Genomic DNA, 12,334 nt, shown 5'->3' on the forward strand with positions numbered 1-12,334 from the left:
GCCATTTCGGCCGTGCCCGCCCCCGGTGCAGGTTCACGCCGTCTCGAGAGCCGCTTTCACCGCAGCGATCGCGTCTTCGGCCTTCGAGCCGTCCGGGCCGCCGGCCTGGGCCATATCGGGTCGACCGCCGCCGCCCTGCCCGCCCAATGCCGCGGACGCGACGCGCACCAGATCGATTGCGCTGAAGCGGCCGGTCAGATCATCGGTGACCGCGACGACGACGCTCGCCTTGTTGTCCTCGCCGGCGCCGACAAAGACGACGACGCCGGAGCCGAGCGACTTCTTGCCGGCATCGGCCAGCGGCTTCAAATCCTTTGGCGAGACGCCCGATACCGCCTTGCCGAGAAAACCGACACCGGCAATCGTTTCGTTTTCCGCAGGCACACCGGCTGGCGAGCGATCGCCGAGCGCCAGTTTCTTGCGCGCCTCGGTCAGCTCCTTTTCGAGCTTCTTGCGCTCGTCGAGCAGTGCCTCGACGCGGGCCGGCACATCGGCCGGCGAAATCTTCAGCGCGGCGGCGGCCGCCTTCAGCCGCTTGTCCTGCTCGTCGAGATGCTTTCTGGCCGCCTCGCCGGTCAACGCCTCGATGCGGCGCACGCCGGCAGCGACCGCGCTGTCGGACACGATGCGCACCAGGCCGATATCGCCGGTCGCCCTGACATGGGTGCCGCCGCATAGCTCGACCGAATAGGGCCGGTTGGCCTTGGCGCCATGCAGGCCCGTGCCCATCGAAACGACGCGCACTTCATCGCCATATTTCTCGCCAAACAGCGCCATGGCGCCTTCGGCAATGGCGTCGTCGACCGACATCAGGCGCGTGGTTACAGGGCTATTCTGAACGACGATTTCGTTTGCCATGCGCTCGACCTCTTCGAGCTCGTCCGGCGAGATCGGCTTGTTGTGGGAGATGTCGAAGCGCAGACGCTCGGGCGCGACCAGTGAGCCCTTCTGCGCCACATGGGTACCCAGCACCTCGCGCAGCGCCTCATGGATCAGATGCGTGGCGGAATGGTTCGCGCGCAGCCTGGAGCGGCGCGCGTGGTCCACCCTCAGCTCGACGGTCGCGCCCGTCTTGACCGTGCCGTTGGCCACCTTGCCGACATGGACGAAAAGCCCATCGGCCTTCTTCTGCGTATCGGATATCTCGATCGAGAACCCGTCGCCTGAAATGACGCCGGTATCGCCCATCTGGCCACCGGACTCGCCATAGAACGGCGTCTGGTTGACAACCACGGCAACGGCGTCGCCTTTGCCGGCACTGTCGACGGTCTTGCCGTCCCTGACCAGCGTCTGGACGAGGCCTTCCGCCTGCTCGGTCTCATAGCCCAGGAATTCGGTGGCGCCGTTCTCCTCACGCACCGCGAACCATACCGTTTCGGTTGCGGCCTCACCGGAACCAGCCCAGCTTTTGCGCGCCTCCGCCTTCTGCCGCTCCATCGCCTCGGTGAAGCCGGCAAGGTTGACCGAGATGTTGCGCTGGCGCAGCGCGTCCTGCGTCAGATCGAGCGGAAAGCCATAGGTGTCGTAGAGCTTGAACGCTGTCTCGCCATCCAGCATGTCGCCGGAGACCAACTTTTCCGTCGCCTCCGAAAGCAAGCCCAAGCCTCGCACCAGCGTCTTGCGGAAACGAGTTTCCTCAAGCTTCAGCGTCTCGGTGATCATCTGCTCGCCGCGCGCCAGTTCCGGGTAGGCTTGGCTCATCTCGCGGACCAGCGCCGGCACCAGCTTCCACATCAGCGGCTCATTCGAGCCGAGCAACTGCGCGTGGCGCATGGCGCGGCGCATGATGCGACGAAGCACGTAGCCCCGCCCTTCGTTGGACGGCAGCACACCGTCGGCGACCAGGAAGCAGGACGAACGCAAGTGGTCGGCGATGACGCGGAACGATGCGACGGTGTCCGCATCCGGACCGCGGCCAAGCGCCGACGACGCAGCGTCGATCAGGTGGCGGAACAGGTCGGTCTCGAAGACGCTTTCAACCCCTTGCAGGATGGAGGCCATGCGCTCGAGGCCCATGCCCGTGTCGATCGACGGACGCGGCAGGTCGACGCGCTCGTCCTTCGTCACCTGTTCATACTGCATGAACACCAGGTTCCAGAATTCGAGGAAACGGTCGCCATCCTCCTCGGGACTGCCGGGAGGGCCACCCCAGATGTGCTCGCCACGGTCGATGAATATCTCCGAACACGGCCCGCACGGTCCGGTGTCGCCCATTGCCCAGAAATTGTCCGAGGTCGCGATGCGGATGATGCGATCGTCGGAAAGACCGGCGATCTTCTTCCAGTAGGAGGCGGCCTCGTCGTCGTTGTGATAGACGGTGACCAGCAGCTTGTCCTTCTTCAGCCCGAACTCCCTGGTGATCAGGTTCCAGGCAAGCTCTATGGCGCGCTCCTTGAAATAATCGCCGAAGGAGAAATTGCCGAGCATCTCGAAGAAGGTCAGGTGTCGCGCGGTGTAGCCGACATTGTCGAGGTCGTTGTGCTTGCCGCCGGCACGAACACTCTTCTGGGCAGTCGTCGCACGCGAATAGGGCCGCTTCTCCAGACCGGTGAAAACGTTCTTGAACTGCACCATGCCGGCATTGGTGAACATCAGCGTCGGGTCGTTGCGCGGCACCAGCGGGCTCGACGCGACGACCTCGTGACCTTCCTTGCGAAAATAGTCGAGAAATGCCGACCGGATCTCGTTGACGCCACTCATGAATACTGCCTTTTCGAGAGAACCGCCGGCTGCCGGCGGAAAATAGACATGGCCTTTTAGCGGTCGCACCGCAGCCTGTCCAGAAACACCAAATGGGCTCAAATCCCGGCTTTCACCGGCGCTTTGAAATGCGTCTGACTCGCCGTCAAACGCCAACCGCCGGCACGGGGCCGGCGGTTCAAAATGTACCGATTACGCAAACTCAAAATCAAAACATCAAATCCAAACCTGGCTGACGCTCCGGGAGGCGTCGCTTTTCCTACATCGCCCCGGCGTCGTCCTCGAAACCGTCGTCGCTGCTTTCGGAGCCGCCGTTCTCAAGGAATTTCTCGGCGATCAATCCGGCATTCTGCCTCAGCGCCAATTCGATCTCGCGCGCCGTGTCGGGATTGTCGCGCAGGAACAGTTTTGCGTTTTCGCGGCCCTGGCCGAGACGCTGCGAATTATAGGAGAACCAGGCGCCCGACTTTTCGACCACGCCAGCCTTGACGCCGAGATCGACCAGCTCGCCGGTTTTGGAGACGCCCTCGCCATACATGATGTCGAACTCGACCACCTTGAAGGGCGGCGCCAGCTTGTTCTTGACGACCTTGACGCGGGTCTGGTTGCCGACGACCTCGTCGCGATCCTTGACCGAGCCGATGCGGCGGATGTCGAGGCGGACCGAGGCATAGAATTTCAGCGCGTTGCCGCCGGTCGTCGTCTCGGGCGAACCAAACATGACGCCGATCTTCATGCGGATCTGGTTGATGAAGATGACCATGGTGTTGGAGCGCGAGATCGAGGCGGTGAGCTTGCGCAGTGCCTGGCTCATCAGGCGGGCCTGCAGGCCGGGCAGCGAATCGCCCATCTCGCCTTCGATTTCGGCCCGCGGCGTCAGCGCCGCCACCGAATCGACCACCAGCACGTCGATGGCGCCGGAGCGCACCAGCGTGTCGCAGATCTCCAGCGCCTGTTCGCCGGTATCGGGCTGCGAGATCAGCAGGTTTTCGAGATCGACGCCGAGCTTGCGGGCATAGACCGGATCGAGCGCATGCTCGGCATCGACAAAGGCGCAGATGCCGCCCTTCTTCTGGGCTTCGGCCACCGTGTGCAGCGCCAGCGTCGTCTTGCCCGAGCTTTCCGGTCCGTAGATCTCGACGATGCGGCCGCGCGGCAGGCCGCCGACGCCAAGCGCGATGTCCAACCCAAGCGAGCCGGTCGGCACCGTTTCGATCTCGACGACCTGCTCGTTCGCGCCGAGCCGCATGATCGAACCCTTGCCGAAGGCACGCTCGATTTGCGACAGCGCCGCATCCAGAGCCTTTGATTTGTCCACCGCTTTGTCCTCTACAAGCCGCAAAGAATTCTGAGCCATGATACATCACCCCGTGGTCGTCAATGGAGGCCGGACAATCCCGCAATCCTTAAAAGAATGTACCTCGTTTGTTCTCATTTGTCAATGAGCCCCAAGGGTTTGAAAAATAACTGATATCCATATCTGTTCTATTTTTGTTTCGCAATTTTGCTTCCGGACGTATCCCGCCTCGCATGCGGCGCCGTTGCCGCCACCATCCGAATCGCACCCGCGATTGCAGGGTTCCGCCCGGCGACCTAGTCTCCTCCCGGGCAACAGCAAAGGGCATTTTGCCGGCATGATGAAATCCCCGACGATCCTGGCCGTGGGTGGCGCCTATATCGAGCGGCGCGGCCGGGTTGCCGGCGCCTTCGTGCCGGCCGCTTCCAACCCCGGCACGATGCGCGAGCATGTCGGCGGCGCCGCCTTCAACGCCTTGCGCTGTGCGGTGCGGCGCGGCGTCTCGGCCTCGCTGCTTTCGGTGCGCGGCGGCGATGCCCTGGGCGACACGGTTTTACGCGCCGTCACCGACGCCGGCATTGCCGATTTGTCGGCGGTGTTCCTCGACCGCGCGACGCCAAGCCATACGATGCTGGTCGATAGCGACGGCGGGCTGATCGCCGGCCTTGCCGACATGGTGCTCTACGAGCTGGCGCTTCCCAAGCAGATCCGCCGCGCCAAGGTGCGAGACGCGATCGGTTCGGCCGACGCGGTGCTGTGCGACGCCAACCTGCCGTCTTCCGCAGTGGCGCGGCTGGCGGCACTCGCCGCCGGCAAGCCGGTGTTTGCGCTTGCCGTCTCGCCCAGCAAAGCGGCGCGGCTGACGCCGGTGCTTGATCTTCTGGCACTCGCCTTCATGAACCGGCACGAGGCTGGCGTGCTCGCCGGCGTCGACCTCGATGCTGACGACCAAGGCATCGTCGACGGCCTGAGACGCGCGGGCCTTAAAAGCGGCGTGATCACCGCTGGCGACGGACCGGTCCTCGGTTTCGACAAATTGGGCGCGTTCTCGATCCTGCCACCGCCGCTCCAAAAGCGGACCGATGCTGCCGGCGCCGGCGACGCATTGGCCGGCGCGACGATCGCCGCCCTGCTGCGCGGCCTGACGCTGCGCGCGGCACTGCGCGAAGGCGTTGCCGTATCTATGCTCGCCCTCGAGAGCGCCGATACTGTTGCGGCCTTCAGCGGTGCCGGCTTTGCCGAGGCGCTGGCGCTCGTGCCCGAGGCGCGGGACCTGGCGTGAAATGCGGCCCAGAATTGCCGAAGCATGACGCAGCCTATTTGCCGGCGCGCCGTCCTGCCTCGTAGGCGCGGCGCGCCCAGATCGCCATCTCGTCGGGGTCGTCGAAAGCGCTGTCGGGAACGCTCCAATAGGGCATCGACACCAGCTTTCCGTGGCGCGAGCCGGTATAGGTCCATTGCCGGCAGCCGGCCGCTTCGAAATCCGGGGCGCTTTCGGCGTCGGCCTTCAGCATCAATTCGCCACGGATGACAATGGCGACGATGACGCCATCGAAATAGATGCCCTTGCCGCCGAACAGCTTGCGGATGCTGACCGGACCGAGGCCTTCGAAAAGCTCTTCTATGCGCTCGTTGTCCATGGCGCGATCATGTCACCGGGATTTCCCCTTGTCATCGCCGCTACCGGCACCATCCTGACAAGTTCAGAATCAGTTTCATCGGAGTTTTTCATGCCGCTTCTGCTCAAAGGGTCCTGCCGGTGCAATGCCGTGCGTTTCGAGGTGGAAAGCCACACGCCGGTGCCGTTCATGCTGTGCTACTGCTCGATCTGCCGCAAGCAGCAGGGCGGCGGCGGTTTCGCCATCAATCTCGGCGCCGATTACGAGACGCTGAAAATCGAGGGCAAGCGCCATCTCGGCGTCTACCGGGCCGAGATCGAGGACGACGAGCACCCGCAACGCGAGATCTCGACGGGCGAACGGAGCTTCTGCACGAAATGCGGGACGGCACTCTGGCTCTACGATCCAACCTGGCCGGAGCTGGTGCATCCGTTTGCCTCGGCAATCGACACAAACCTGCCGAAGCCGCCGGAGAAGGTGCATCTGATGCTGAAATACAAGGCGAACTGGGTCGAGCCCGATATCGGCAAGGGCGACAAGGTCTTCGATGTCTACCCGGAAGAGTCGATCGCCGACTGGCACAAACGAACCGGGATGTGGGTGGATTAGCGTTTCTTCTCCCCGTTCGCTATCGCGTATGGGCAAGCGCCCCCTCACCCGGATTGCCAACCGAATTGCGAAGGGCAATCCGGGGCAATCCGACCTCTCCCCGAGGGGAGAGGAAGTCGCCCAGCGCTGGCGCCAGCCTCTTCTCCCCATCGGGGAGAAGGTGGCCCGAAGGGCCGGATGAGGGGGCCTCCCCGTATGCGATTGCCGCCGGGAACGGCGAAGGAAAAGCCTTAGGCCGAAGCGCGCGCCTCGGCCAGTGCCTTCAGATCGGCAGGCTTCAATTCGACCGATTCGCCGCAGCCGCAGGCCGAGCTCTGGTTCGGGTTGCGGAAGGTGAAGCCGGTGCGCAGCGTCGTCTGCTCGAAATCCATCTCGGTGCCGAACAGGAAAAGCGCTGCCTCAGGCGCGACATAGACGTGGGCGCCGTCGCGCTCGATATGATCGTCCTTAGTGTTGGGCTCGGTCACCAGGTCGACCGTATATTCCATGCCGGCGCAGCCGCCCTTCTTGATGCCGAGGCGAATGCCATGCGCATTCTCACGGGTCGCGACGATCTCGCGCACCCGGTCGGCAGCCTTTTCGGTCATCGTGATGACGGCAAAGCGTCCCATTCTTTCCTTCTCCATTGCGCGCAGGTTCAAGGTCTGCCGAATGATTCCTCACCTAAAATGGTGAAGTTTTGTACCCGGCGCAAGTGCGCCAGCCTTTGGCTGGTCGGATGCTAGTACCACCCCACCGCTACCTGTGCCTCTTCCGACATGCGGTCGGGCGACCAAGGCGGGTCGAAGGTCATGTTGACCTCGACGCCGGAAACGCCTTCGACGGCGCCGACGGCGTTTTCGACCCAGCCCGGCATTTCACCGGCCACCGGGCAGCCCGGCGCGGTCAGCGTCATGTCGATCTTGACCGAGCGGTCGTCCTCGATGTCGATCTTGTAGACGAGGCCGAGCTCGTAGATGTCGGCCGGGATTTCGGGGTCATAGACCGTCTTCAGCGCCGAGACGATGTCGTCTGTCAGCCGCGCCAATTCGTCGGCGGGGATTGTCGATCCGGAAACCGCCGCATTGGTCGTCGTTTCCGAATTGGTCTCGGCGGTGTGGCTGGCATCATCCATGGTCGTCACCCGAAGAACTTTCGCGCCTTTTCCAGCGCATCGGCCAAAGCATCGACTTCGGCCCTGGTATTGTACATGCCGAACGACGCCCTGCATGTGGATGTTACGCCGAAGCGTTTCAACAGCGGCTGGGCACAATGCGTGCCGGCGCGCACCGCCACGCCCTGCCGGTCGATGACCATCGACACATCATGCGCGTGGATGCCCTGCAGCTCGAACGAGATGATGGCGCCCTTGCCAGGCGCATCGCCGAAGATGCGCAGCGAGTTGATGGCGCGCAGTTTTTCATGCGCATAGTCCTTCAGATCGGCCTCATGGGCGGCGATGCGCTCGCGTCCGATCTTTTCCATGTATTCCAGCGCCGCACCCAGCCCGATCGCCTGGACGATCGGCGGCGTGCCGGCCTCGAAACGGTGCGGCGGGTCGTTGTAGGTGACGATGTCTTGCGTCACCTCCTCGATCATTTCGCCGCCGCCCATGAACGGGCGCATCCGCTCCAGAATATCCTTCTTGCCGTAGAGCACGCCGATGCCCGACGGGCCATAGACCTTGTGGCCGGTGAAGACGAAGAAATCGCAGTCGAGATCCTGCACGTCGATCGGCATATGCACGGCGCTCTGGCTGCCGTCGACCAGCACCGGAATGCCGCGGGCGTGCGCAATGCGCACGATCTCCTTGATCGGCGTGACCGTGCCCAGCGCATTTGACATATGGGTAATGGCAACCAGCTTGGTGCGGTCGGTCAGCCGTTTTTCGAATTCCTCGATGTGGAAGACGCCGAGATCGTCGACCGGCACCCAAACCAGTTTTGCGCCCTGCCGCTCGCGGATGAAATGCCACGGCACGATGTTGGAGTGGTGCTCCATGATCGACAGCACGATCTCGTCGCCTTCGCCGATATTGGGCATGCCGAAGCCATAGGCGACGGTGTTGATCGCCGCCGTGGTGTTCGAGGTGAAGACGATGTTGTCGGTGCTCGGCGCGTTGAGAAATCTCTGTACTATCTTGCGCGCGTTCTCATAGGCGTCGGTCGCGGCGTTCGACAGGAAATGCAGGCCGCGATGGACGTTGGCGTATTCCTGGGAATAGGCGTGCTGGATGGCGTCGAGCACAGCCTGCGGCTTCTGCGCCGAGGCGCCATTGTCGAGATAGACCAGCGGTTTGCCGTAGACTTGCCGCGACAGGATCGGGAAGTCGCGGCGGATCGCCTCGACGTCGTAGGGAATGTTTTCGACTTTCTGGTCCATCACAAGCTCTCTCGAGGCATCGCCTCATTCCGTCCAGCACCCCTCGGCCAATTCTACCCGTGCGTCAAAAACCAATCGTCGAGCCGTCGTTCCAGCGCCTCGACGATGGCCTCGTCGTCCAGTTCCTCGATCACTTCGGCGACGAAGGCCTTGACCAGCAGGCCGCGCGCGGTCTTCTCGTCGATGCCGCGCGCCATCAGGTAGAACAGATGGCTGTGGTCGATCTCGGTGACGGTCGCGCCATGGCCGCAAACGACGTCGTCGGCGAAGATTTCAAGCTCCGGCTTGGTCGAAAACTCACCGTCGTCCGACAACAGCAGCGTGTTGCAGGCCATCTTGGCGTTGGTCTTCTGCGCATATTGGTGGACGTTGATACGACCCTGGAAGACGCCGCGCGCCTTGCCGGTCACCACGTTGCGGATGACTTCGGTCGAGGCGGTGTGCGGCACGGCATGGTCGAGCACCATGGTGACGTCGGTATGGGTGTCGCCGGCCAAAAGATTGATGCCGCGCAGCGTGAAGTCGGCGCCCTCGCCGGTCGTCCTCACGACGACCTCCTGGCGCACCAGCTTGCCGCCGGCATTCATGACGAACAGCGTCAGTTTCGAATTCTTGCCGAGATGCGCCTTGAACTGGGCGAGATGTGTTGCCGTATCCGGCTGCTCCTGCACGATGAGCCATGTCACTTCGGCGCCCTCGCCAAGCACAAGCTGGCTGACCGAGCTGACCAGCGCCGCCCCCTCGCCCGCCTGGCGCTCGACGATGACAGCCTTGGCGCCGGCACCGACGCGGACGGCCAGGCGTACATGCGTCTGTCCACCGGCCTGCAAATTCTGCAGCTCAAGCGGCTTTTCCAGTTCGGCACCGTCGGCGATGTCGACGAAATAGCCGTCGGCGACAAAGGCGGTGTTCAGCGCGCCGATCGCGTCATCGGTGCCATAGGGATCCAACCCCGGCGCGATGCTGCCGTCGGTCAGCTTCTCCGACAGGCGCTGTACGGCGACGCCTTCGATATCGGGCAGTTTCGCGCTCGAAACCCCGTTCAGGACCGGCAAAACCGAGGAGTCTTCGACGATCGGCGCAATGGCTTTCGCGACCGCTGCCGGATCGAAGTCCGGCACCGAGGTCAGCAGCCGGCGCAGGTCCGTATAATGCCAGGATTCGATGCGCCGCGTCGGCAGGCCGCCCTTGATCGCCTCGATGGCGTCGTCGCGCTTCAGCATCACCGCGCCGTCGCCGGGCAGCAGCGACAGCCGCTCGCCAAAGGCGTCGATCAGCGCCGTTTCGGCCAATGTTCGCTGGGGTGTCGTGTGCATGTTCATCAGTATCGCCTTGTTTGGCTTGCCTTCCGGGCCTGCTGGCATCTCACGCGGCTTGCCCGATCACGCCGGCATAGCCATTGGCCTCGAGGTCGAGCGCCAGCGACTTGTCGCCCGACTTGATCACCTGGCCTCTGTAGAGCACGTGCACCGTATCCGGCACGATGTATTGGAGCAGGCGCTGGTAGTGGGTGATGACAACGATGGCCCGGTCCGGCGAGCGCAGCGTGTTGACGCCGTCCGCGACGATCTTCAGCGCATCGATGTCGAGGCCGGAATCGGTCTCGTCGAGGACGCACAGTTTCGGCTCGAGCAGCTTCATCTGCAGGATCTCGGCGCGCTTCTTCTCGCCGCCGGAAAAACCGACATTGAGCGGCCGCTTCAGCATCGCCATATCCATGTTGAGCGAGGCGGCCGCTTCCTTCACGCGCTTGAGGAATTCCGGGATCTTCAGCGGTTCCTCGCCGCGCGCCTTGCGCTGCTCGTTCATCGCCACTTTCAAAAATTCCATCGTCGCCACGCCCGGTATCTCCATCGGATACTGGAAGGCGAGGAAGATGCCGGCGGTTGCGCGCTCGGCCGGATCCATTTCGAGGATCGACTGGCCGTCATAGAGGATATCGCCCTCGGTGACCTCATAGTCCTCGCGGCCGGCGAGGATATAGGACAGCGTTGACTTTCCCGAGCCGTTGGGACCCATGATAGCGGCAACCTCGCCGGCCCTGACCGTCAGGTTCAGGCCGCGGATGATCTCGGTGCCGTCATCGACGATGCGGGCGTGCAGGTTTTTTATCTCAAGCATTTTTTCTTTTTCCTGAAAATTCTTATCCGGTCAGCCGACCGAGCCCTCGAGGCTGATGCCGATCAGCTTCTGCGCCTCGACCGCGAATTCCATCGGCAGCTGCTGGATGACGTCCTTGACGAAGCCGTTGACGATCAGCGCGATCGCCTCTTCTTCCGGGATGCCGCGCTGCATGACGTAGAACTTCTGGTCGTCGGAAATCTTCGAGGTGGTCGCCTCATGCTCGAACTGCGCCGTCGAATTCTTGGCTTCCATGTAGGGCACGGTGTGCGCGCCGCACTGGTCGCCGATCAGCAGTGAATCGCAGTTGGTGAAGTTGCGGGCGTTGGTCGCCTTGCGGTGGGCCGAGACCTGGCCGCGATAGGTGTTCTGCGAAAAGCCGGCGGCAATGCCCTTGGAGATGATGCGGCTGGACGTGTTCTTGCCGAGATGGATCATCTTGGTGCCGCTGTCGACCTGCTGATAGCCGTTGGAGACCGCGATCGAATAGAACTCGCCGCTGGAATCGTCGCCGCGCAGGATGCAGCTCGGATATTTCCAGGTGATGGCGGAGCCGGTCTCGACCTGCGTCCACGAAATCTTCGAGCGATGGCCGCGGCAGTCGCCGCGCTTGGTGACGAAATTGTAGATGCCGCCCTTGCCCTCGGCGTCGCCGGGATACCAGTTCTGCACCGTCGAATATTTGATCTCGGCATCGTCGAGCGCGATCAGCTCGACCACAGCGGCGTGAAGCTGGTTTTCGTCGCGCTGCGGCGCTGTGCAGCCTTCGAGATAGGAGACGTAAGCCCCCTCCTCGGCGATGATCAGCGTGCGCTCGAACTGGCCGGTGTTCTTCTCGTTCATGCGGAAATAGGTCGACAGTTCCATCGGGCAGCGCACGCCCTTGGGGACGAAGACGAAGGAGCCGTCGGTGAACACCGCCGAATTCAACGTTGCGTAGAAATTGTCGGAGGTCGGCACGACCGAGCCGAGATATTTCTTCACCAGCTCCGGATGCTCGCGGATCGCTTCCGAGATCGAGCAGAAGATGACGCCGGCCTGCGCCAGCTCCTTCTTGAAGGTGGTGACGACGGAGACCGAATCGAACACCGCGTCGACAGCGACACGGCCCGACTTGTAGACATTGTCGCTGGCTTCTTCGAGCTCCGAGGCATCGGTCTTCTGCACGCCGGCGAGGATCTCCTGTTCCCTGAGCGGAATGCCGAGCTTCTCGTAGACCTTCAGCAGTTCGGGATCGACGTCGCTGAGCGAGGTCGGTCCGGGCGTGCTCTTGGGCGCCGCGTAATAGTAGAGGTCCTGAAAATCGATCTTGGGATAGTGGACGCGCGCCCATTTCGGCTCGTCCAGCGTCAGCCAGCGGCGATAGGCTTCCAGGCGCCATTCCAGCATCCAGGACGGCTCGTCCTTCTTCGCCGAAATGAAGCGGATAATGTCTTCACTCAGGCCCTTGGGGGCCTTGTCCATCGCGATTTCGGTCTGGAATCCGTATTTATACTGGTCGACATCGATCTTTCGAACTCGATCGATCGTCTCCTGCACAGCAGGCATCAGCGTTCTCCATCCACGCCGGGGTCAAGGCCCGGCAGTTTTCAAACTATGGCACCGCAAGCGAGCACCCCTGGGCACC

General features: G+C 62.9%; 11 protein-coding genes. 2 read left to right on the forward strand and 9 right to left on the reverse strand.

Annotation, left to right across the window (positions count from 1 at the left end; translation table 11 throughout):
- Window positions 1-33 precede the first annotated feature (33 nt).
- Both alaS and recA read right to left on the reverse strand, forming a co-directional pair.
- Window positions 34-2,700, reverse strand: coding sequence for an alanine--tRNA ligase (gene alaS, locus NKH89_RS16060; RefSeq protein ID WP_352909355.1), 2,667 nt, complete (start codon window positions 2,698-2,700; stop codon window positions 34-36).
- 259 nt (window positions 2,701-2,959) lie between these two features.
- Window positions 2,960-4,057 (reverse strand): recombinase RecA, encoded by a 1,098-nt coding sequence (gene recA / locus NKH89_RS16065; RefSeq protein WP_023717366.1) that lies wholly within the window; start codon window positions 4,055-4,057, stop codon window positions 2,960-2,962.
- 277 nt (window positions 4,058-4,334) lie between these two features.
- Between recA and NKH89_RS16070 the strand changes: the two genes are divergently transcribed.
- Entirely contained in the window at window positions 4,335-5,279 is a 945-nt protein-coding gene (locus NKH89_RS16070) for a PfkB family carbohydrate kinase (RefSeq protein WP_352909308.1), read from the forward strand.
- A 34-nt stretch (window positions 5,280-5,313) separates the two neighbouring features.
- Here the strand turns inward: NKH89_RS16070 and NKH89_RS16075 are convergent, their stop codons facing one another.
- Entirely contained in the window at window positions 5,314-5,637 is a 324-nt protein-coding gene (locus NKH89_RS16075; protein ID WP_023717364.1) for a TfoX/Sxy family protein, read from the reverse strand.
- Window positions 5,638-5,727: 90 nt separating this feature from the next.
- On the opposite strand from NKH89_RS16075, the gene NKH89_RS16080 reads away from it, so the two are divergent.
- On the forward strand, window positions 5,728-6,225 hold the full coding sequence (locus tag NKH89_RS16080) for a GFA family protein (RefSeq protein ID WP_352495794.1): 498 nt from the start codon (window positions 5,728-5,730) through the stop codon (window positions 6,223-6,225).
- Between the two features lie 230 nt (window positions 6,226-6,455).
- On the opposite strand, the gene sufA is transcribed toward NKH89_RS16080, so the two are convergent.
- From sufA to sufB, 6 genes are all read right to left on the reverse strand, one after another.
- Entirely contained in the window at window positions 6,456-6,836 is a 381-nt protein-coding gene (sufA, locus tag NKH89_RS16085; RefSeq protein WP_006206001.1) for a Fe-S cluster assembly scaffold SufA, read from the reverse strand.
- Between the two features lie 110 nt (window positions 6,837-6,946).
- Complete coding sequence (locus NKH89_RS16090) at window positions 6,947-7,339, reverse strand: SUF system Fe-S cluster assembly protein (protein ID WP_023717362.1); 393 nt, start codon at window positions 7,337-7,339, stop codon at window positions 6,947-6,949.
- Window positions 7,340-7,344: 5 nt separating this feature from the next.
- Window positions 7,345-8,586 carry a cysteine desulfurase gene (locus NKH89_RS16095; RefSeq protein WP_352495793.1) on the reverse strand — a complete coding sequence of 414 codons (1,242 nt, stop codon included), beginning with the start codon at window positions 8,584-8,586 and terminating at the stop codon, window positions 7,345-7,347.
- A 53-nt stretch (window positions 8,587-8,639) separates the two neighbouring features.
- The gene (gene sufD, locus NKH89_RS16100) at window positions 8,640-9,908 is read right to left on the reverse strand and encodes a Fe-S cluster assembly protein SufD (RefSeq protein ID WP_352481178.1); all 1,269 of its coding nucleotides are present in this window, start codon (window positions 9,906-9,908) and stop codon (window positions 8,640-8,642) included.
- 43 nt (window positions 9,909-9,951) lie between these two features.
- Window positions 9,952-10,707: a Fe-S cluster assembly ATPase SufC gene (gene sufC, locus NKH89_RS16105; protein WP_023717359.1), complete on the reverse strand. Its 756-nt coding sequence runs from the start codon at window positions 10,705-10,707 to the stop codon at window positions 9,952-9,954.
- Between the two features lie 30 nt (window positions 10,708-10,737).
- Entirely contained in the window at window positions 10,738-12,255 is a 1,518-nt protein-coding gene (sufB, locus tag NKH89_RS16110; RefSeq protein ID WP_023717358.1) for a Fe-S cluster assembly protein SufB, read from the reverse strand.
- Window positions 12,256-12,334 lie beyond the last annotated feature (79 nt).

The organism is Mesorhizobium sp. M0923 (genome assembly GCF_040319365.1).
Lineage (GTDB): Bacteria > Pseudomonadota > Alphaproteobacteria > Rhizobiales > Rhizobiaceae > Mesorhizobium.

Excerpts from the sequence above, each read along its gene's own strand:
- sufD (WP_352481178.1), bottom strand. The coding sequence starts at position 9,908 with ATGAACATGCACACGACACCCCAGCGAACATTGGCCGAAACGGCGCTG.
- NKH89_RS16080 (WP_352495794.1), top strand. The coding sequence starts at position 5,728 with ATGCCGCTTCTGCTCAAAGGGTCCTGCCGGTGCAATGCCGTGCGTTTC.
- alaS (WP_352909355.1), bottom strand. The coding sequence starts at position 2,700 with ATGAGTGGCGTCAACGAGATCCGGTCGGCATTTCTCGACTATTTTCGC.
- NKH89_RS16095 (WP_352495793.1), bottom strand. The coding sequence starts at position 8,586 with ATGGACCAGAAAGTCGAAAACATTCCCTACGACGTCGAGGCGATCCGC.
- sufA (WP_006206001.1), bottom strand. The coding sequence starts at position 6,836 with ATGGGACGCTTTGCCGTCATCACGATGACCGAAAAGGCTGCCGACCGG.
- NKH89_RS16090 (WP_023717362.1), bottom strand. The coding sequence starts at position 7,339 with ATGGATGATGCCAGCCACACCGCCGAGACCAATTCGGAAACGACGACC.
- recA (WP_023717366.1), bottom strand. The coding sequence starts at position 4,057 with ATGGCTCAGAATTCTTTGCGGCTTGTAGAGGACAAAGCGGTGGACAAA.
- NKH89_RS16070 (WP_352909308.1), top strand. The coding sequence starts at position 4,335 with ATGATGAAATCCCCGACGATCCTGGCCGTGGGTGGCGCCTATATCGAG.
- sufB (WP_023717358.1), bottom strand. The coding sequence starts at position 12,255 with ATGCCTGCTGTGCAGGAGACGATCGATCGAGTTCGAAAGATCGATGTC.
- sufC (WP_023717359.1), bottom strand. The coding sequence starts at position 10,707 with ATGCTTGAGATAAAAAACCTGCACGCCCGCATCGTCGATGACGGCACC.
- NKH89_RS16075 (WP_023717364.1), bottom strand. The coding sequence starts at position 5,637 with ATGGACAACGAGCGCATAGAAGAGCTTTTCGAAGGCCTCGGTCCGGTC.